Below are 21771 nucleotides of genomic sequence, written 5' to 3'. Positions count from 1 at the left end.
CTCCCCGATTCATTCCCATTGTTTGAAATTGCTTTATTGCAGAATCGCTTTGGCTATGATTGCAAGGTCTTCAATATCTACTTTACCATCATGATTGACATCCGCTTTCGGATTCCAGCCCGGCTGACCTTCTTGCTTGCCGTACACTGCTGCAACGATCGCCAAGTCTCCTACTGTGATGCCGTCTTTGCCATTGACATCTGCGGATATTTTCTTGCTTTCAAACACTTGAATCGCCGCATCCAATGTCGCCTTCGCGGTATCCACCTGCTGCTGTGTAGCAATCTGATCGATTGATGTCGCACGCGCCGCATCGATTGCCGACTGTAGTTGAGCTTTAGAGCCACTCAGATACAGTCCGTGCCCGTTTCCTTCTACGGCTGCATCGTGTTTAGTCTGAGCGCCAGCGATCGCAGCATTCAATTCTGACTTATCTATAGAAATATTAATTTGCAGCTTGTGGAAGGCTCCGTCTACCTGCAGCTCATTCCCTTCCCCGTTGGCAATAACAACATTTCCTACAGATAGGGTCGTTTCGGCTACTTGGGCAGCAGATTTGGCTGTAAATGTGAAGGACAACAAATCGCCTTGGGCTTGCACACCTTGATCCGCGCCCACGCTAGCAGCCACAATCCGGATATGTCCCGGCACCAGTTCCTTCTGTTCGATGACCTTAAATCCGTCTTTCAAGGATGTAACCGAGTCGAGCTTCAAATTCGTCGGATCATAGTGAAGCGTCAAATCTTGCGCATACATTTGCTGATATACGCTTTCCTTAACGCCGCTTAGTCCCATTGTTATATCGAATGTTTGGTCAGTAGCTACTTGATGGGCGCCTGTCAATGAGGATTGCGGCTGTGTTGATACTGGAAGCACCGTCACTTGAATGCTTGTTGTCAAGGCTACGTTGTTCGGGTTATCTACTCCATCCGGCAAGGTTACGGCTCCATCGACCTTGAAGGTCTGTTCTGCCTTCACAGCCGGATCATAGCTCGAAGCCTCGACGTTCCATGCTACATTGGCATTCATGCTTCCTGTATCCGTAACCAGTTCTACCGTAGCAGGCAATCCGAGGGCTTCCGCCGTCTTTGCCGTTCCGTTCGCCACGCCTGTGATCGCTGCAGGTGCTGTGATGGTTTTCAACTCCGAATCTCGATATACCTTCAATGCATCCAATACCATCCAGTACCCAGATCTCTTCACCACTTTGATCGTATGCGTCCCACTCGCAAGACTCTTGTTGCTGTAAATGACCGCCTGGGCTGTATAGCTTGGAGCGGTTCCACTTACAGTTTGCATAAGCTTGCCGTCAATATAGACTTCCTGATTCCCGATATCTCCGTTCTTAACACCGATATAATCTATACCCGTTCCGGTAAACGTATATTGGAAGTAGTCACCATTACCTTGAGTCTGGTGCACATCGTTCATATAATCACTTTTACCTCTGTTTTGAGAGTAAGAAAAGGAACCGGTATAGGAAATGGTAGAATCCGTGTCGTTAACCATCTGAACTGCATTGACAGAGTTTACAGTTACGCTAATGCTTGTTGTCAATACTACATTGTTAGGGTTTGTAACGCCCGCCGGCAAAGCTACAGTTCCGTTGACAGTGAAGGATTGTGCAGTCTTCAGAGCAGGATCGTAGCTCGAAGCCTCTACATTCCATGTCACATTGGCGTTCACTTTACCTGCATCGGTAGCCATTTCGACTTTTGCAGGCAATCCAAGGGCACTGGCTGTCTTCGCAACTCCGTTCTCCACCCCCGTGACAGCAGCTGGAGGTGTGATTCCAACAAGCTTCCCCGTTATAGGTGCAAGACCTATATTGATCTCCGCAGCCGATGCCCAGCCATTTATGCCCGCCGTTGCTTCGAGCTTGACATATGATGCATTTACCGGTGTAAAATCTGCATTTTTCTCCGTGTCGTCGTTGGCCCAGCTGCCACTTGCAACTTTGGTAAAAGTCTCCCCATCTGTACTTACATATATATTGTAAGCTGTAATATTTCCATTGCCGCCGCCTGACCTTGGCAAGACCATAACTTTATTGATCTTGTTGGTTCCTCCAAGTTTTAAGGTAATCGATTGCGGGAGAACGTCGGATTTATCCCACTTAGAATGCCACATCGTCTGAGGGTTTCCGTCAATCGCCATGGATGCCGCATTATTATCGCCGATCGTTTCCTGGCTTGTTGCTGTTGCCGTCATTTGAGACTGAGGGATCATGGCAGATTTAATCGTTACACTGATTTGTCCGGATGCCACAGTCGTTTGACCTGACATCGCTTTCACAGTGATTTCTGCTGTTCCCGGTGAAACCCCGGTCACAAGACCGTGACTATCAACCGAGGCTACAGTAGAGCTACTGCTGGTATAAGACATCGAAGTGCCGGATAAATCCGCTCCTGCGATAGAAGTTAGCTGAGTCGAATCCCCCACTGTTAATTTTGTGTTTACGGCATTCAAAAAGAGCGGCTTCGGATAAGAAATCGTCCTCTTATACTGGTCAGGCGTTGTTCCCGATTTAACGATAACGACATCTTCCCCTACAGATGTCTGGAAGCTAAGCAGTCTTCCCGTAAGTGTCTCAGCTTTAGCGCCATTGCGATACAAGTCAACGCTCTGCGCGGCTCCCCATGGGTTGTTAACATCGGCGGTTTGCCCGAGGCTAGAGTAAATCTCAACGAATTCGATATTCTGTGATCTTTGCGACGCCGTGACTGTGAATCCTTTTTTAGCTTGCAGTTGGAAAACGGCATCAATATCCGCTGGCCACGCTCCAAATGCATGAATCACGGGGTTTTCGCCTGGGCCTTTGGCTAACGACTGAAGCAATCCGTTCTGAATTCCCTCTACAAATACGCCGTCTTCCTGAATAGACATTGTCTGCGTTTCGCCGTTCGTGGACGGTAGACGGTTCGGATTGGTCACTTCAAAAGTTTGCCATTGCTTCAAATTCGAAGCCAGCCCCAATTTTACCAAGTCGCTGCGACCCATTCGGGCTGCATCGGTCATAAACCTGGACCAAGAACGTATGCCTAGACCTGCAATTTGACCATTCATGTAATCCGTATAAGCTTGCTGCGTTTCCAATGTATTCATGTTCAAGTCCCATGCATTTAAGTTAACACCGCTTGCCTTGGACTCAAGATTGACCTGATCGAAATCAAGCAGTTCTACCTGGTACTCATCCCAGACCGTCGGAGCGCTCTGTAGTAAATAAATGATGGGGCTTCTCCCCAAAGCATAAGTCGGTTTACCATCCGCTCTTGTTCTCTTAAGTATTGAATTCGAATCGCTGCTCAACGGATTCGGAGCCAAGTTGTCGACGATATCCTGCCACAACGGGATCAAATCGGAATCGACATTCAACAGCTGCGCTGCTGTAATCGCCGTTGGTAATAGTCCTCGAATATAGTTCAAATCATTTAAGATATCGTCGGCTCCCCAGATCGTCTCCGCAAAGCCCGTCTTGTAGATGTGATATTTATTATCGGGTCCTTTCTTCAAGTTCGGGAAAGTACGGTAGAACTCGGCGGCTCCTTTGATGACCGGATATGCGGTAGTACTCAAATAATCGAGATCCATCGTGTACAAATACCGATCCCAATACATATTTGCGATGTCGGCAGCGTCGTAGACGAGATGGGAATGCCAACCCGATTTCCACTGTCCTCCCGTTCCATCTATTGACCATCTTGAATCAGCACCGGCAATTCTTTTATTTCTGAAGTTCTTTACCTCCGTACTGAGGTCAAGACCGTTTAACAAGCTATTCTTTAGCGAAGCCGCGATATTGTCCGGTAATACCTCGGGTCCGTCAAATGGCGATGTCTCGGGAATATAGATCCCTTGGCTCCCCCACTGCTGCTGGGCTGCTGTTTGGTATTTATTCAGATTTCTTGTGATCATGTTCAGGAACGGATTGAGCAGATCCGAATGATTTCCGGTTTCCAACCCGTAATAAGCTCTGCTGTCATTAAAAATCCAGTATTCCGTTCCCCACATTGCCTTGCCGTTATCCGTGTTGAATAGTAGCCCATTAAATTTAGCAGGATATTCGCCTCTAAAGCACGAGGCCATGAGGTAATAGAAATTTACGAAATGAGCACCGTAATCTTTGTCGTATCCCATTCCTTGTACAGCCGGGAAGGAGACGAACGACTTGGACCAATAATCGTGCCACCATGCCGTGTGGGAGTTATATATGTTAGTGTAGCCGGCGCTCTTGGCAGTATCTACCGCTGACGTGGCGATTGTCGTCACATCGTCTGCACGATTCATGCTTGCAGCACTACCGATAAAAATAGTGAAGCTCCCTGTGCTTGCTGGAATGGAGAGACGCATCGTTTTTGCATCCAACTGACTTGCAGTTGCCGTTCTTCCTGCGACGTCGATGACGGCTGCCGACATATTATAGAAATTGTTGACGGGGAGATTGGTATCTGTAGGTTCTTCGTATTTCTGAGTAAGAATGATCTTGCCGTTGTTCTCGCTAATAACCGAAGTCGCTGAGTAATTGTTTTTGGTTTCTAGCGGCCCCGACCGGGTCATGGACAGATCAATGTTGATTGGTGCAGGCGTCGTGCGGGTGTCGTCCACCCGAATGGCAATAACGTCTTGATCGCTCCATGCCAGTACATCCGCGGTCAAGTTCGTACCTTGGATGTTCTCTGTCGCGTTATACATGGAGAGATACTGCGGAACGTTATCGGAGGGGAATACTGTTCCACCGAAATCGACGCTTACATTGCCAACAGCACCGAAGTAATCGCCGTGCAGGCTTGTCGCGGACGAAGCCCCGTTGTGACCAAATACATCAACTCGGTTGACCTGCGTTTTCAACTTCGTCGGTTCCGTCCATACCAAGCCGCCTACGCGACCATTGCCAATCGGCATTCCCAAGTAACTAGCCGATACTTGTCTATTAAAATAGAGGTCTGCCTGCGAGACTAGACTATCATAATCCACGTTCAACATCGATGATTGTCCTGGGCCACTTGCGGCATGCGTAACGTCAGGCTTGGCCAGATCCAACCCGATCACCGAAGTAGAAAGAAGCGTAAATGCAATGGAATGAATACATAGTTTGCGCATAATCTTGGACACCAATATAACCTCCTATAATAGAGATTGCTTTTATTGTCAGTGAATTCTGCTAAGCGAAACTCGAGCTTACTTGAAAGAAATCCCCCTTTCTATTTTTAAGCGCTTACAATTACGAGGAAAATAAAAGGAATAATTCTAGAACCACTCTTAAAGGGCCCCCTCAGATTTCCCCTCCTTAATCATATATCCCTTTATACGAGTAATTACATGGATAAAACTAATCTGTTTATGTGGACATTTTTGTAATCCCCTTCGTATGACACCGCTCGAATATCCGCTTCAATTCATCAGATAAAAGCCCCTCTGAATATAGGGACTATGAATAAAAAAAGGGGGAGACAATCGTCTCCCCCGTCTAACAAAACTTCCATTCGAACAAAATGCAAAGTATTTTTATTTCAGAATCGCTTTTGCTACAATTGCCAGGCCTTCAATATCAACTTTACCGATTATAAACGTATGCGCTAGCTTCCCCTATCTAATTTTCAACCACAGAATGATGCAAAATGCTCACATCATCAACCAGGAACTTAAGCGAATGTTAAGGATTTGATGACCAACCTGTTAAGGGTTATGGTGTATAATCCTATGTATAGCTAACGCTTAGTTCTTATATCATTCAAAGAGGTGTAAATACAGCATGTCCAGAGAAGCCATTCTTCTCGTTGATGATGAGAAAGAAATTATTAAGCTAATCGAAGTTTATCTTAAAAATGAAGGATACGTTCTATATAGTGCCGCTAACGGCCTGGAAGCCTTGGACATCCTGCGCAGCCATCCGGTGGATCTGATTATTCTCGATGTCATGATGCCCAAAATGGATGGGATCCAAGCTTGCATGAAAATCCGCGAGGAGAACAATACCCCGATTATTATGCTGTCGGCGAAAAGCCAGGATATCGACAAAATTTCGGGCCTTAGCATCGGTGCTGACGATTATGTCACCAAGCCGTTCAATCCCCTGGAACTTGTCGCCCGGGTCAAATCTCAGATCCGCCGGTACAAGCTATTAAACTATCGCAGCAAGCCCGCTGAAAATGAGATCGTCATCGACGACTTGGTCATCAACACCGCAACGCATACCGTTACGGTTGAGGATCAAGAGGTGAAGCTGACGCCCCGTGAGTTCGATATTTTGAAGCTGCTTGCTTTCAATCAAGGAATCGTGCTCAGCATGGACAAAATTTATGAAGAGGTATGGAACGAGCCGTTCATGGAATCGAAAAACACGGTCATGGTCCATATTCGCAAACTCCGCGAAAAAATCGAGAAGGACGCCCAGCACCCCGCTTTCATTAAAACCGTCTGGGGCATCGGCTATAAAATGAAATCAGCGAAGGAGGTGTAGCAGCCATGAAGACCAAGGTATACATCGGCATACGCTGGAAGTTCCTTGCCGTGTTCGTCGGTTGTATCGGGCTAACGCTGCTGTTCGTCCTGCTCGGTCGGCTGCTCGTCACCTATTTGATTAATTATCCTCCTTATAACCGGCCCCTCATATGGGTGGTCAACCATATCGGTTCCCAGCCCACGGCCGTGGTATTAGGCTTAAGCTTTTTTGTGATTCTCTACGTATACGCCACTCGGCCGCTCGTTCGAAATGCCAAGGAACTCGCGGCTGTTCTTGGAAATATGGCGAGTGGCCGGCTTCACGCGTCCGCTGAAGTCAAAACCTCCGATGAGCTTGGTGCCATCGCAGGGAACATCAACAGCTTATCCCAACAGATGCACGCTTATCTTGAAGAAATCCATCACGGGTTGACCGAAATTACCAAGGGACATTTTGATTATCAAATCCCGGTCAGGGAGAACCATGAGCTCGGTCGGATTGCAGACAACATCAACGCCATGAGTGAACAGCTCAACCGTTCTATTCAGGAAGAACGAAACGCCGAGAAAACGAAAAACGATTTGATTACAGGCGTCTCCCATGATCTGCGGACCCCGCTCACCACCATTCTTGGTTTCCTTGAGATCATCGATAAGGATCGTTATACCGATGAGGTGGAGTTACGCTATTACATGAATATCGCTTATGAAAAATCACTCACCCTTAAAAAGCTCGTCGACGATCTGTTCGAATACACCCGGATCAATAACGGCATGCCCCTTCATTTGCAAGAGCTCGATGTGGGCGGGTTTTTCAAACAGCTGGCCGAAGAATTCGTTCCCAGCCTGGAGAAGACAGGCATGGCACTTCAAATTCACGCCCCCGAACAGCTGGTGATGATACGCGCTGACGGGGATCACCTGGTACGTGCGTATGAAAATCTGATTTCCAATGCCATCAAATACGGAAGCAGCGGCAAGCATATCGACATCTATATTGCTCAGGAAAACGGGCATGCCAGCGTACGTATCTGCAACTACGGAGAACCGATTCCGAAGCAGGACCTTCCGTTTATATTTGATCGCTTCTACCGCGTCGAAAAATCCCGTTCCAAATCGACCGGCGGCACCGGACTCGGACTGGCGATCACGAAGAGCATTATCGAGGTACACGGAGGACAAATCTCCGTAGAGAGTTCTACCAAACAGACGGTATTTGAAACCCGGTTTCCCGCTGCAGTCCCGTCGCCATTAGATTGAAACTTAATATTCGTTGAAGCATGCAATGACAGCTCTCGCTACTATGCGGGAGCTTTTTTGCGTTCACGCTTACCGCCATCCTTCCGATTAAAAATTACCAAAATCCACTAAAATACTTAAGCATTTGTTAAGCGTTTGGGTAGTCGCCCGTTAAGAAGTCTCCGGTACTCTGAATTCAACATAAAGACATCTGCCGACGGACGTATCGTCCCGTACTTGGCATGTCTATAGACAGAGGAAGGAGCACGAATCTCGAATGAACACGATCATTTCCAAGGTTTCATCCACTTATAAAAAGCCGCTGCTTATCATGTTGATCTTACTAATCTTCACGCTGGCAACGTATTTGCGGCTCGATTTCCTGGTCTCGGTGAACCACCATGTTTCACACGACACCAAAAACTACGACGTGATGGTCCGACAACTGCTGGAAAAAGGGATTTACGCTTATAAAGACACCGAGCCGAATGCCCAGGTTACCCCAGGATACCCTCTGTTTATGGCAGCGGTGTACAAACTGGTCGATTACCAGCACCATGACCCGTTCCCACACATCAGGTATATCCAGTTCATCATGAGTCTGGTCACGCTATGGCTGACGTACACGATCACGCGCAAGCTGGCCGGAACAAAGGCAGCCATCATCGTGCTGCTGATCTGCAGCGTATATCCGCCTTTTGTCTGGAGCAACGGAGCCATACTCACGGAGACGCTGGCTTGCTTCTTCCTAATTCTCTTTATTCGCTTGCAATTGGCGGCCTTTGAGAACAAGACACGGACATTCGCTCTCCTTAGCGGAAGTGTCATGGGTCTGTTGGTACTGACCCGGCCAGAGTTTCTGATATTAATTGTACCGGTGTACATATTTCATTTTCTCTGGAAAAAGGAACATCGTATCTCGCTAAAGCTGCTGCTGTTCACCTGCATCGGAACAGCCATTATCCTCTCGCCATGGGTGATTCGTAATATCGTCTCCCTGCACGAGGTGGTTGTCGCTTCGACCCAGGTTAATCCTTTTGCGGCCGGCACCTACCCGGACAAAAACTACGAAGACGGCCTGGTGGACCGCCATGGCAAAACTCAGATGGAAGTCGCCAAAGAGCGGCTGAAAATCGGCTTTACGCAGCATACCTGGGTATTTATGAAGTGGTACACCGTCGGGAAGCTCAAGTACATTTATTCAAATATGTACTTCGGCAGCGGCCACGGCCCGCTATACCGCGTGCTTCCGAGTCCGCTGGGCAGCCTGCTGCATTTGGCGCTTGTCTGGTTCTGCCCGATTGCCTTCATCGCAACGTTTCGGAGATGGAAGCAACCTTTAACGCTGCTAATGCTGATCGTCGTCGTCATGACGGTCACCCGTCTGGCATTCGTGCCTGAGTACCGCTACAACTATACCGTCATGCCGCTGATTATCATGATGGATGTGGTGACCGCTGCGGCGATCCTCCGCTCCCTATGGATGAAATTAACCCAATCATCAACCCGCTCACAGAAAGGAGACGTTTCTCATGTCGAACCAAGCTGATATCCGCAATCAATCTCTTAAGGTGCTCGTCATCGTACCTGCCTATAACGAAGCCGAGGGCATCGCACAGGTCATTGACCAGCTTCGCCGAGAAACGCCTTACGCAGACGTTCTTGTCATCAACGACGGGTCCAGCGATGCGACCGGCCCAATTGCCAGGGCAGCCGGAGTCAACGTCATCGACCTCACCTGCAATCTGGGGATCGGCGGTGCCGTTCAGACCGGATACCGCTATGCGGCGGAGCATCATTACGATTATGCCGTGCAAATTGACGGTGACGGACAGCATAGTCCGTCCGATCTCGGTCGGCTTCTGTTCGCCATGTTCGATACCAATGCCGACATGGTGATCGGCTCCCGGTTTATCACGAAGGAAGGCTTTCAGTCCACCTTTGCCCGCAAAATGGGGATCGGTGTCCTGTCGACCCTCCTGACCCGATTGACCGGAAGGACCGTAACGGATCCTACTTCGGGCTACCGTCTGTGTGGAAGACGAGCCATCTCCCTCTTCGCCCGGGAGTACCCGACCGATTATCCCGAAGTGGAGGCACTGATGCTGCTCTACAACCGGGAGCTGTCCTTTGCCGAAATTCCGGTTGTCATGCATGAGCGCCAGGGCGGCGTATCGAGCATATCGGCGCTAAAATCTGTGTACTACATGTCGAAGGTCATCCTATCCGTCCTGCTCATGAAGACGATGAAAAGGAAAGCGTGGGAACATCGCTATGAATCTTAATATTTACCTCATTAGTTTCTGCATCAGCCTGGCGTTCGCCGGCACGATTCTAGTATTGATCCGGAAACGCAAACTGCGGGAGCAATATGCGCTTCTCTGGCTGCTGATGAGCTCGGTCATGATGGCACTGTCTCTGTTCCCGTCCTTGCTCGACGTTGTCGCGCAGTGGATTCATATCTATTATCCTCCATCCCTGCTGTATTTTCTAAGCGTGGTGGCCGTGCTGTTCATTCTGCTCCATCTGACGATGGCCGTCTCTTCCCTCACGCATCGGGTCATTATTCTGACCCAGACGCTGGGCCTTCAGGAGCAGCGGATCAAAGAGCTCGAGGCCCTGTCTGTTCAACCGGCACAGGCTCCCTCCCACGGCCAGATGACAGAGGTGATTCGTTGACATGGCGTACTCGATGCTTATGCTCAATATCATTCTCCTTGTTGCCGGGCAGATCGCTTGGAAAATCGGCCTGCAGCAATCCGGGGGCATCCATTTCGGAAACCTCTTTTCGGTCTTGTTCTCGCCACTGATCCTGCTTGGGATTGCGCTTTACGCCTTGGCTACGGGACTGTGGTTCGTCGTACTGTCCCGTCTGCCTTTGAGTCTGGCCTATCCTTTACAAAGTCTGGCTTATGCGATCGGCATTTTTGCCGCCTGGTATGTCTTCGGCGAGAGCGTCCCGCTGAACCGCTGGATTGGGGCCGCCGTCATCGTTCTGGGAGCGGCCATGATTGCCGCCAAATGACGTCCAACGCCAGATACGCTTAAGGCATCATACTATTTTTCACCCTATTACCTTCTATAAAGGAGTTAGTCACTTACATGAAACTGCAAAAAGTCATTTTACTCACTACCGCAATTCTGCTCTCCTCTTATGAAGTACCCTCTGCCTTCGCAGAAACCCCGCAGATCGAGTCCGCTTTACAGGCAGATCTTAGTTCCACAAAAACGATTCTCTATCTGAACAGCAACCGGATCGAGAATAACGGAGCCACCCAGACCTTAAGCGGCACCACGGTGGTGAAGCAAGGTGTTACCTATGTTAGTCTCCGTTCTCTCGCCGGAATCCTGGGTTATACGGTCACCTACGATGCGGCCGCCAAAGCAGTCAACACAGCAGCACCAGACGGTACTGTGGCCCGGTACCGGGTAAATACGAAGACGTACGAAGTCAACGGAAGCGGGCAACCGATGAGCGGTGCAGCCTACGAGAACAAAGGCGTCCTCATGGTTCCGTTCACCTCGCTGACGGCCGCCTTTCGTATCCCCTATAAGCTCGAAGGGGATCGAATCACGCTGTCCCGCGGTGGCTCGGGTTCCGAAACTGAAACTGAAAAGCCGCAGAATGAACCTCCCACAGCTTATTTTAGAACGGATAAGGATCAATATCGGATCGGTGAACCCATCACGGTCTATGACGAGAGTACCGATGACGAAAATGCGATCACTAGTCGGGAGTGGGCAAACAACGAACCTGCCTTTTTCGAAGCCGGTATCGTCGAAATTAAGCTGACGGTGAAAGATAAACAAGGGCTTAGCTCGACGTACAGTAAGCAAATCGAGATTACATCCGACGTCATGTACACCAAGGAAGAATACGGCAAGCGCATCGCTCCACCGGGTACCTCTATCGATATAAATGAAATGGTTTTATCATTTGATGCACTGCCGTATACTTACACGACCGAGCCCTATATCTTATTCCGCACCAGCGGACCTGAATCCGTCAATGAAGAAGGAATTCTATATCGGGACACCATTTCCGGACCAACCCGCCTGATGGCTCATCATAAAAACAGCCTGAATACCAAGGCGCGATTTTACTTGATCGCAACCAATCGGAATGACACGGCCGTCTCGATCCAGATTGAAAGCGCAGGCTTAGCCGGTCCGTCTCCACATCCCGAGGTGACTGGACGGATGGCTGGCGCAAGGTATTTGCAGTCTACCCTAACCGGTAATGAACGGTCGAGCCAACAAATAGAGCCAGGTCAAAGCGTGGCGATCTTCCCTCAACTCAATGCTGCCGTTGCTGCTCCCGGAGATATCGTATCGATGAACGCCGATCTGACCAGTGATGGGCCGATCGAATACACCATGTTGATGGTCCGAGCGGATCAAGACCCTATCGCGGCTCTGCCCTCCCTGCCTAATTTGAACCCTAACGAAGCGATCGTCCGCGGAACGTTTGCAGATTCAACCCGAGTGTTCACATATGATGGTATCGTTGGACAAAAGCCGGAACGTCTGCCGCTAACCGATAACAAAACAGATCGTTTTCAGGAGGGGATGGACGGGATCCTTAACACCGTCGCTATAAATTCAGGCAATTACGGCGTGCTGTACAAAATCACCTTGAATCACGTCTCGCCAGGTACGCTGATCGCCTTTAACCCTCGAGGCGGAAGATACTTTGGTTCGGCAAGGGTCAACCAGCAAGTCGTCGATATTAAGTCTAGCGGGTCCCAGCAAAGTGCCACTGTGTTGTACCGGACCAAAGACCAGGAGGAGAAAGTCGAAATCTGGCTATCCCCCGCCTCTGGCAGCAATTTGCCGTTTGCCCTGTTTTTTCTGCCCCTCTCGAAGGAGTAAAAGTAGCCCGTCAAAGCGCAAATGCTTTGACGGGCTTTTCCGGCGTCCAAGAGATGCCAAGCTCTTTTAACCGTCTGCTTTCCTGTTATCAATGACAATGATCAATCAATTCGAAATGTAATCAGGCTCCTCCTTACAACCATTAGACACAGGAAACCCTCATACTCTTTCATCAGGCGCCTAGGATACTTGTCACTTGTACCCATTCAGGTGTATTTCGGAGGTTTGTTTTGCCCAACTCCGCATCAAATTACCATAAAAGGTCACCGCCGGACCGTACTGTTCTGCCGCTTTAGCTTTTACACTAGAGATAGCTGCCTTCCGGCTGCCATAGGATAAAGAAAGTAGCAATGAAAAGGAGGTTTTTCGGATGAGTAAAGAAATGCATGCCGATATCATCATTGTCGGAGGCGGAACCGGCGGTACGGCCGCGGCGCTCGCGGCGGCCAAATCCGGAAAAAGAGTCATTATGACCGAAGAGACCGAGTGGATTGGTGGTCAGCTGACCAGCCAAGCAGTGCCGCCCGATGAGCACCCATGGATCGAATCATTCGGCTGCACGGCAAGCTATCGATCATTCAGGGACGGAGTCCGCCAGTACTACAGAACCTTTTTCCCTTTAAAGGACGACGGGCGTGGCGCCGTTCCGCTGAACCCCGGCGGCGGCATCGTCAGCAGGCTTTGCCATGAGCCGCGCGCGGCGCTGGCCGTGCTGGAGCAAATGCTGGCGCCATACGTCCACAGTGGACGATTGATGATTTTACACCGGCATAAACTGCTGAGGGCCGAAACGTCCGGCGACCGGATCGTGAGCGTCACCGTGCAATGTAGCGTAACCGGCGATTTGGTTGAGCTCATCGCGCCTTTTTACCTGGACGCCACGGAATGCGGCGATCTTCTTCCCGCAGCCGGCATCGAATACGTGACAGGAGCAGAGTCCCAAAGTCAGACTGGTGAGCCCCATGCCGTGGAAGGGGAGGCACAGCCGATGGATATGCAGGGCTTTACCTGGTGTTATGCGCTGGATTATGTAGAAGGTGAAGACCACACGATCAACAAACCGGAGCAGTATTCCTTTTGGCGCGACTACAAGCCGGCGTTTTGGCCCGATCGTTTGCTTAGCCTGGCCGGTGTCAAGCCGTCAACGATGGAGCCTGTCTCCTACGAGCTGTTTCCCGGCTTCGGGAAATTTTCGCTGTACGAATACCGCCAAATTTTGAATCCCTCTCTGTTTCGGGACGGACTATTCGGCAGCCCCGTCACGCTCGTGAACTGGCCGCAGAACGATTACTGGCTCGGACCCGTCATCGACGTAAGCGAAGAGGAACGAAATCGCCATTTGTATGGAGCACAGCAGCTGAGCCTCTCCCTGCTCTACTGGCTTCAGACTGCGGCTCCCCGTCCGGACGGGGGACAGGGCTATCCCGGCCTTCGCCTCCGCCCGGATATCGTCGGCACAAGAGACGGACTGGCAATGTATCCGTACATCCGCGAATCCAGACGAATTCAAGCGGAATTTACGGTGCTTGAGCAGCATGTAGCCACCGACTGCCGTCCAGACGGACGAGCGGAGACGTTCCACGATTCGGTGGGCATCGGCTGTTACCGCATCGATCTGCATCCGAGCACCGGCGGCCAGCCTTACATCGACATCTCCTCCGTGCCCTTCCAAATTCCGCTAGGCAGCCTTGTTCCGAAACGGATCACGAATATGCTTGCCGCCTGCAAAAATATCGGGGTCACCCATATCACGAACGGCTGCTACCGTCTCCATCCCGTGGAGTGGAATATCGGAGAAGCTGCGGGATACTGCGCGAGCTACTGTCTCGACCGCGGGCTCATTCCTTCCGCCGTGCGGAACAACAAGACCGAGCTGGTCGATTTTCAGCGGCGGCTCAGCCAAGAGGGCATCGAGCTCGCGTGGCCGTCCATTCACTCGGTTTGAATAGCTGCCCTGTCGTCAAAAAGAGGCATTCCCCTAGTCCGAAAAGACCTGGGGAATGCCTCTTTAAGTTCGTGATTAAGCATTGTATTCTATAGCCGCAATAAGCGCCGGATGTATACTTCCTTTTATTTTTTCGACTGATACCACTCATTAGCGGCCTTCACCATATCGTCTCCGCCTTCCGCGCGCCATTGCTGCAGGAACGTATCGTAGTTTTCCAAAGGCTCGGAACCGCTGATGAATTTCAGCACATTATCATCGAGCAGCGTTCTGAGCTTCAACGTATTTTTCGAAATGGCATCAATCGGCGGCGCAACGGACATCGGATCAATCACGATAATGCCCTCAGCATTTTTCTGGAACGTTTCAAAATAATTCTGAAGCACCGGATCCTTCCGGACACGAGCCTGCCAATAAATCGGGTACTTCTCCTCGTCAACGCCGGTGATGAACGCACTGGCATTGCCCAAATCATCATTGAATTTAGGAAGAATCGGATAATATTTGCCGTCCTTCACCTCATGGTGAACGCCTTCCTGACCGATGGCGAGGCCTTTAAACGTCTCCGGCTCCAGCTTCGCGTTCAGGAATTTCATCGCCTCTTCCTTATTTTTGGAGGCCTTCGGTATGGCAATGAACCAGTTGGTTTTCGTGTCTACGCCGGTAACAGCTTTACCGTCTTTCCCTTTCAAATAAGGGATAACCGTTACTTTGGCATCCGGAAAGTTCTGTTTCAGCGCGGAAATCGTGCTGCCCGCGTTCCACCAGGCCAGCTTGTAAACGGCCGCCTTGCCGGTTGTAAATTTCTCGATCGCTTTTTGCGCCGTGTTGATCGGCATTTCCGTATCCAGCAGCCCTTCCTTATACAGTTTGTTCATAAAGGCCAGGGTTTCTTTCATTTCCGGAAGCTCGGCCTTGTGCATCAGCTTGCCGTCAACCTCTTTCCAGTCGGTAAGCAGGCCGAACGTCGTCGCGATATCGCCATAGATGGAGTCCTTGCTGCCGGTGAGCGGGATAATGTTTTTCTTTTCCTTGATCGTTTTCAGCATATTGTACAATTCATCCGTAGTGGTCGGAATCGACAGGCCCAGCTCATCCAGCCAATCCTGGCGTACGACCAGCTCCTCGCCGACGGTCGCGCCCGTCCCCGTCTCCGGAATGGCGTATTTCTTGCCGTCGATGGTCGCACTGCCCCACGATTCCGGTTTGATCGCCTGATTGATGTAATTGCCGTGGGCGGCAAGAAGATCATCGATCGGCTCCAGCGCGCCCGAAGTCGCGAGATTGTAGAATTGCTCGGAACTCAGCTTCATCACATCAAAGCTTTCTTTGTTGGCCATGAGCAGATTCAGCTTTTCATTCCCATTTTCCGCCGGCAGCATTTCGTACTTGACGTTGTATCCCGTCTTCTCGTTAATGTACTGGCTGATATACTCCTTGGCCGGATCAAACAGCCCGTACTGCATGATCATGCGGATCTCCTTCTTGCCGTCTCCTCCCTTCGTCCCCTCTGAAGAGGATCCTGGTGACTCCGTCTTTGAAGCTCCTCCGGCGCAGCCGGACACCGCTAGACTCAGACCCAGCAACGCGACAAACATCGTTTTTCTTTTTCTCATGCTTTAACCTCCTTGGAATGGGATAACCGTTACGCCGAACCCTTGTATAAGAGGGCATCACCGCCTTTGTGGAATGACCTTTGCCCTCTTCAGCCCTTGACCGAGCCAACCAGTACACCCTTGACGAAATACTTCTGCAGGAATGGATACACGAGCAGAATCGGGATGGTCGCGAGCAAAATGGACGACGCTTGAATCGATTGCGGGGTCATGTTGATAGCCAGATCCACGTTATTTTTCAGAAAATCTCCGCTGGAAGAAACGATCAACTCCTTCAGGTACAATTGGAGCGGCTTAAGCTCCGGATCGGTAATGTAAATCATGGCGGTAAAATAATCGTTCCAGAAGGCAACCGCAAAAAACAGCGCGATCGTAGCGAGTACCGGTAGGGAAAGCGGAAGCATGATGTGAATCAAAATCCGAATATTTCCCGCACCGTCTAGCTTACCGGATTCCTCCAGCGAGTCCGGCAGCCCCTCGAAGTAATTTTTGATGATCAACATATTGAAAACGTTTACCATTGCGGGTAAAAATAAAACCGCGAACGTGTTGACCAAATTCAGGTTGTGCATAAGTAGATACGTTGGAATCAAACCGCCGCTGAACAGCATCGTGAACACAAACATGAGCAGCAGCCATTTACGCCCGCGCAGCCGGACCTTGGAGAGAGGATAGGCGGTCATCGTGGTCATGATCAAGCTAAGCCCCGTCCCGATCACCGTCAGCAGCACGGACGTTTTCAGGGAAGTCAGGAACAGCGAGTCCTGTAGAACGTATTTGTAGGTGTCAAATTGAATGCCGACCGGGAATAGCCCGACACGCCCAGACACCACCGCATCCTCGCTGCTGAGGGATTTTGCCAATAAGTTAATAAAAGGAACCAGTGTCGTAATCCCGATCAAGATGAAAACGCAGTAATTGAATACGGTAAAAACTTTCTCTCCCGTGGAAGATTTGATGGCGTTAACCCCTACACCTGCGGAAATGGTTTTTAAATCGAGATCCTGTCTCATCGTGCTCTCCTCCTTTACCAGATTCCCCGTTGCAGGTATTTTTTGCTGAGCGCGTTGCCGACAATGACCAGCGTGAACGAGATCACGGCTTCGAAGAGTCCTACAGCCGTTGTGAAGCTGTAATCCTGATTGCCAAGGCCTTGTCTGTAGACATACGTGCCGATGACATCCGAAACTTTATACACCACCGGGTTGTACATGACCAGGATTTGCTCCGTTCCCGCTTCCAGAATATTTCCCAGGCGCAGGATGAACATGAGAATGATGATCGGAGCGATGCCGGGAAGCGTAATATGCCACAGCTGCTTCCATCTGCCTGCCCCGTCGATTTTGGCCGCCTCGTAGAGGGTCGGATCGACCATGCTGAATGCGGCAAGGTACACGATCGTGCTCCATCCGGTTTCCTTCCATCCAGCCGAGGTGACCAGCACGCTTCGGAACACGCTGTTATCCAGAAAAAAAGCGACCGGCTCCAGGTTGAGCGATACCAGCAGCTTGTTCACCAGACCGCCGTTCGTGGACAACAGATCGATGAACAGGCCGCTTACGATGACCCAGGATAGAAAATGCGGCAGGTAAATGACGGTCTGTACCGAGCGCTTGATGATCATGTTCTTCATCTCATTCAGCATCAGCGCCACAATGATCGGTAGCGGGAACAGGATGATGATTTTCAGCAGGCTGATGATGACGGTATTTTGGAATACCCGCGCAAAGTCCGGTGAGGTAAACAGCTTCTCAAAATGCTTCCAACCGACCCATGGGCTGTCCCCAAAGCCGGTAAATATGTTGAAATCCTTAAACGCGATCGTAATGCCGTACATGGGCGTGTACTTAAAAAGCAAAATAAACAGAACCCCCGGAACCAGTAGCAAGTACAAATCCCATTCCTTCCAGATATCGCTCCACAGCGAGGGAAAATATCCTCGGCGGTTCGATCCGGGTACAGGCAGTTTCTTCGATCCTGGCTTCATGCAATTCCCCCCTCTGATGAATAAGCACTAAATTCTAACTTCGATATCTAAAATTGTAATGCTAGGCTAAAAAGCCCGGTAGGCGACAATCATTACTGTTTGTGGTAATTTGATGCTCCTTTGGCGCACGCAAAAAGGCATCCCATCTGGTTCAAGGGATGCCTTATCTAATAATATATTCGTGCTACGGTTTGAACTCCCCCGGATTGACGCCCCAGTACTTACGGAACACCTTCGTAAAATAACTGACATCACGGTAGCCCGTCTGCCTTGCGGCATCGTACACCTTTTGCCCGTCCTGCAGGACCCGCTTAGCTCTCTCCATTTTCTGCTCCAGCACGTAAGCCGAAAAAGCCATCCCCATCTCCTGCTTGAAGAGCCGACTCAGATAGGAGGAATTGACGTACAACCGGTCGGCCACAGTATGCAGCGTAATATCCTGGTCGATTTCCTGCTCAATGATGCTCGCTATTTTTTGGACGATCTGATGGCTGCTGCTTTTACGCTGTCCCTTCATATAATCAGTGATACGGCCTACGGTTCTTGCCAGCCAAGATCGTGTCTGCGATTTCGTGTTTAGGAGTTGGATGTTCTGCATAAATGCCCAGTCCTCGCCTATCACCTCCCGGATGCTCCAGCCCTGCTTGACCATGATCCGAATGAACAAGCTGTTCATATACATTACGCCCTCCTGGAACTGCTGCGATGTCCCGGTACGAGCGAATAGCTCCTGCCACAGGCCCTCTACGGCCTCGGCCGCTTTAGCCTCATGCGCCGTCTCCAGCGCAATCTCCAGCATTTTTTCCAGATGCTGCTGCACGGAGATTTCAGGCCTGTTCCCTCTTTCTTCTTCCCGGTAAGGTATGGCGATATCCGGCCCGTACACGACTCTTTCCTGGAGGGCTCTACAGGCTTCCGAATATAGCTGCGGCAGCTCCTCCATCCTTCCCGCCCTGCCGCAAATGCCAGCGCTCGCCGTCAGCTTCAAAATTTCCTTCGCATGGGAGAGTAGCTTGACGACGGACGCATTGATGTGCAGCATGAATTCCTGCGGATTTTGTTCGGGCTCCGCCCTAAACACAAGAAGTACGTCCGAATCCGGGTCCGTGCATACCCAGCAGGAGGACTGGGACAGCAATTCCCCGGCCAGACACCGGATCGTAAACCGCAGCAGCTCACGGTCGTTCGGGCCGAACCTAGCGTCATGCTCCGGAACGGGATCCAAGTCCAAGACGGCTGCGGCCAGCTGCGTATCCTTCTCCAAGCCCATATACAGCTCGCTGCTCCGATTCAGTATCTCCCGTTCATCGTATTTGCCGCTCACCCAATTCAGAATGAAGTCGTTCTGAAGGCTCGGCATATGGTCCCTCCACTTTCGCTCAAGCTCCGCCTTCCCTCTCCACTGCTCTAAATCCTCCCGGAGCCCATCACGTGCCTCAAGCACCGCCTTCAGGATGACCTCCTCCCCGGCAGGCTTTAACAAATAGCGGGACACCCCATGCTCCATCGCCTGCTGGGCAAAATCGAAATTGTCATGGCCGCTTAAAATAATCATTTTCATAAACCGCTTTCCGACCTGCTTTTCCTTCAGCCGGGCAATCAAGGTCAAGCCGTCCATCTCTGGCATCTGAACGTCGATCAGCATCAAATCCGGCATTTTGCGTTCCGCCAACTGAAGCGCCTCTACCCCGTTCGCCGCGAGTCCAACCACCTCAATCCCATGGTCTTCCCAGGGGATATTGTACGCCAGCGAATTTCGGAGCCTGGGCTCGTCCTCCACAATAATTAAATTCAAACTTCCCGCCCTCCTTCGTAGGGGTCATATGCACGACCACGGTCTTGGATCTCCGATCTCCGCCGCGGAACAAGCACCGCATCCGTCTTCATGTTGCCGCTGCATGCCGGATTCACGGGGATTCGAATCGCAACAATCGTGCCGGTCCCGGGCATGCTCTCGATCGTCAAATCAGCCTCTTCCCCGTAGTACAGCCTCAATCGTATGAAGACATTCCGCAGACCGAACAAATCCTTGATGTTCTCCTCGTCCTGCGACAGGGATGGAAAGCTCCGGGACCTCATCCGCCCAAGCTCGCTCCGGATATAGGACAGACGCTCCTCCTCGATCCCTGGGCCGTTGTTCTGCACACAGATCACCACCCTGTTCTGTTCCATCCGGCTAGACACGATGAGCCTTCCTCCGCTCTCCTTCCCCTCTAGTCCATGCAAAATCGCGTTTTCCACGAGCGGTTGAAGCAGCAGCTTCAGGATCGGAAGTGCTCTCGTTTCATCGGAAATCCGATACTCCACCTCAAAGCTGTCCAGAAAACGCAGCTGCTGGATCCGAATATAATAGTGCAGGTGGGTCATGCTCTCTTCAACGGTAAATACCTGCCTTCCCTTATCCAGGCTGAGACGGAAAAATTTCGACAGGTTCATCACCATCTCGCTGATCTCGTCCGCCTCATAATTTTTGGCTGCCCAGTAGATGGAATCCAGCGTGTTATACAAGAAGTGCGGATTGATTTGGGATTGCAGAAATTTCAGTTCCGTTGTCGTGAGCCGGAGCTGCTGCTCGTAATGGTCCTCAATCAAATGCTTTTGCACGGATACCATGCGGTTAAAGGACTGGATCAAGAAGCCGAACTCATCCTTCCTTCGGGTCTCCACGTGGACGTTCATTTCACCGCTGCTCAGGCACCTCATCCCGCGCGACAGCTTGAGCACCGGGGAAGCGATTCCACTGTACACGACCCAAGAGATAATAAAAGCAAGCAGAATGCTGATCCCGATAATCGTAAAAGTGAACAACCGGAGCTGATCGGTCTCCCGGTAAAGTTCGCTTTTCGGCTGAACGAGCGCGAGCCGCCAGGAGGAATATTCGGAGTCCATCGATACCTCCATATCCTTGGAAGAGGGAGCTCCGCTTACTGGGGCATTCCCCGTCTCGACGATAACTTCCCCTCGATCATTGAACAGAGATACCCGGCTGTTCTCCGACGGAAGCAGCGTCTTCAGAATGTTGAGCAGCTTGCTCCGGTTAAAGGTAACCACGAGCAGATTGGACTTACGGTCCATATTGTATAGATCCATGGAACGAATCAAAGAAACGCTGTCCGTTCCCATCAGCTTGCCGAACGTCCGGGCGTCCGATACCGGATAATCGGCCATGACGTACGAAATCCCTGTCCCGTTATTCCGGGCCGATTCCACCAGCCATTCCTGTTCAGGCTCCGATGTCAGCTTACGGCCACCGAAATGGGTCGAGATGAACATGTGCGTGGCTTGGTGGTACACCGAAATTTGCGATACAAATCGGTTGACCGAGACCGAGTTCGACAGCTGTTGAAGCACGTTGGAGAAATCAACGATCGATCTTGGCGAGAAATCCGCTCCGTTCTTGTTCAATAACTCATTCAGGTTCGGGTCCGCCGAGATCAGCGTAGAGATCTCCTCCACGTTTTGCAGCGCCAGATCAAAGTGGTTCATCGCCGAAGATAGCGCTACCTCCGTTCTTTTCACGGCCTGCTCGTATAAAATGTCCCTTGAACGTTCTACCGCAAACAAGCTGATGAGAACGAGCGGCAGGAGAATGAGCAGAAAATAGCCGGTCAGCCTAGTCTGGATGTTACTGGCAAAGCGGTCAGTTACCCTGCGAAATACGTTAATCATCC

14 protein-coding genes are annotated in these 21771 nt (G+C 50.7%); 8 read left to right on the top strand and 6 right to left on the bottom strand.

Features of this window, described 5'->3' with window-relative positions; all coding sequences use genetic code 11:
* Positions 1–33: 33 nt before the first annotated feature.
* Positions 34–5112 (bottom strand): discoidin domain-containing protein, encoded by a 5079-nt coding sequence (locus tag ACFQZR_RS01230; protein WP_379342095.1) that lies wholly within the window; start codon positions 5110–5112, stop codon positions 34–36.
* A gap of 640 nt (positions 5113–5752) precedes the next feature.
* Here ACFQZR_RS01230 and ACFQZR_RS01225 point away from each other — a divergent pair.
* The 8 genes from ACFQZR_RS01225 (at position 5753) to ACFQZR_RS01190 (ending at position 14497) form a co-directional block, all read left to right on the top strand.
* A complete protein-coding gene (locus ACFQZR_RS01225) occupies positions 5753–6460 on the top strand; it encodes a response regulator transcription factor (RefSeq protein ID WP_314584970.1) in 708 nt (235 codons plus the stop codon).
* A 5-nt stretch (positions 6461–6465) separates the two neighbouring features.
* The gene (locus ACFQZR_RS01220; RefSeq protein ID WP_379342092.1) at positions 6466–7701 is read left to right on the top strand and encodes a sensor histidine kinase; all 1236 of its coding nucleotides are present in this window, start codon (positions 6466–6468) and stop codon (positions 7699–7701) included.
* 256 nt (positions 7702–7957) lie between these two features.
* Positions 7958–9229, top strand: coding sequence for an ArnT family glycosyltransferase (locus ACFQZR_RS01215; RefSeq protein ID WP_379342090.1), 1272 nt, complete (start codon positions 7958–7960; stop codon positions 9227–9229).
* Complete coding sequence (locus ACFQZR_RS01210) at positions 9213–9965, top strand: glycosyltransferase family 2 protein (protein ID WP_379342088.1); 753 nt, start codon at positions 9213–9215, stop codon at positions 9963–9965. Before ACFQZR_RS01215 ends, ACFQZR_RS01210 begins: the two co-directional genes overlap by 17 nt.
* Positions 9955–10359 carry a DUF2304 domain-containing protein gene (locus tag ACFQZR_RS01205; protein ID WP_379342086.1) on the top strand — a complete coding sequence of 135 codons (405 nt, stop codon included), beginning with the start codon at positions 9955–9957 and terminating at the stop codon, positions 10357–10359. Before ACFQZR_RS01210 ends, ACFQZR_RS01205 begins: the two co-directional genes overlap by 11 nt.
* Before the next feature lies 1 nt (position 10360).
* Entirely contained in the window at positions 10361–10705 is a 345-nt protein-coding gene (locus ACFQZR_RS01200; RefSeq protein ID WP_379342084.1) for an EamA family transporter, read from the top strand.
* Positions 10706–10782: 77 nt separating this feature from the next.
* A complete protein-coding gene (locus tag ACFQZR_RS01195) occupies positions 10783–12552 on the top strand; it encodes a stalk domain-containing protein (protein WP_379342082.1) in 1770 nt (589 codons plus the stop codon).
* A 370-nt stretch (positions 12553–12922) separates the two neighbouring features.
* Complete coding sequence (locus tag ACFQZR_RS01190; RefSeq protein ID WP_379342080.1) at positions 12923–14497, top strand: FAD-dependent oxidoreductase; 1575 nt, start codon at positions 12923–12925, stop codon at positions 14495–14497.
* Positions 14498–14622: 125 nt separating this feature from the next.
* Here ACFQZR_RS01190 and ACFQZR_RS01185 read toward each other — a convergent pair whose 3' ends face one another.
* The 5 genes from ACFQZR_RS01185 to ACFQZR_RS01165 form a co-directional block, all read right to left on the bottom strand.
* Positions 14623–16113, bottom strand: a complete 1491-nt coding sequence (locus tag ACFQZR_RS01185) for an extracellular solute-binding protein (protein ID WP_379342078.1) — start codon at positions 16111–16113, stop codon at positions 14623–14625.
* An 89-nt stretch (positions 16114–16202) separates the two neighbouring features.
* The gene (locus ACFQZR_RS01180) at positions 16203–17126 is read right to left on the bottom strand and encodes a carbohydrate ABC transporter permease (protein WP_379342076.1); all 924 of its coding nucleotides are present in this window, start codon (positions 17124–17126) and stop codon (positions 16203–16205) included.
* Between the two features lie 14 nt (positions 17127–17140).
* Complete coding sequence (locus ACFQZR_RS01175; RefSeq protein WP_379342074.1) at positions 17141–18100, bottom strand: ABC transporter permease; 960 nt, start codon at positions 18098–18100, stop codon at positions 17141–17143.
* Positions 18101–18284: 184 nt separating this feature from the next.
* Entirely contained in the window at positions 18285–19895 is a 1611-nt protein-coding gene (locus ACFQZR_RS01170) for a response regulator transcription factor (protein WP_379342072.1), read from the bottom strand.
* A complete protein-coding gene (locus ACFQZR_RS01165; RefSeq protein WP_379342070.1) occupies positions 19892–21769 on the bottom strand; it encodes a cache domain-containing sensor histidine kinase in 1878 nt (625 codons plus the stop codon). Before ACFQZR_RS01165 ends, ACFQZR_RS01170 begins: the two co-directional genes overlap by 4 nt.
* Between the last annotated feature and the right edge of the window lie 2 nt (positions 21770–21771).

Source organism: Paenibacillus sp. GCM10027629, assembly GCF_042676425.1.
GTDB lineage: Bacteria > Bacillota > Bacilli > Paenibacillales > Paenibacillaceae > Paenibacillus_K > Paenibacillus_K terrigena.
This window is presented reverse-complemented; position numbering and strand designations above follow the sequence as displayed.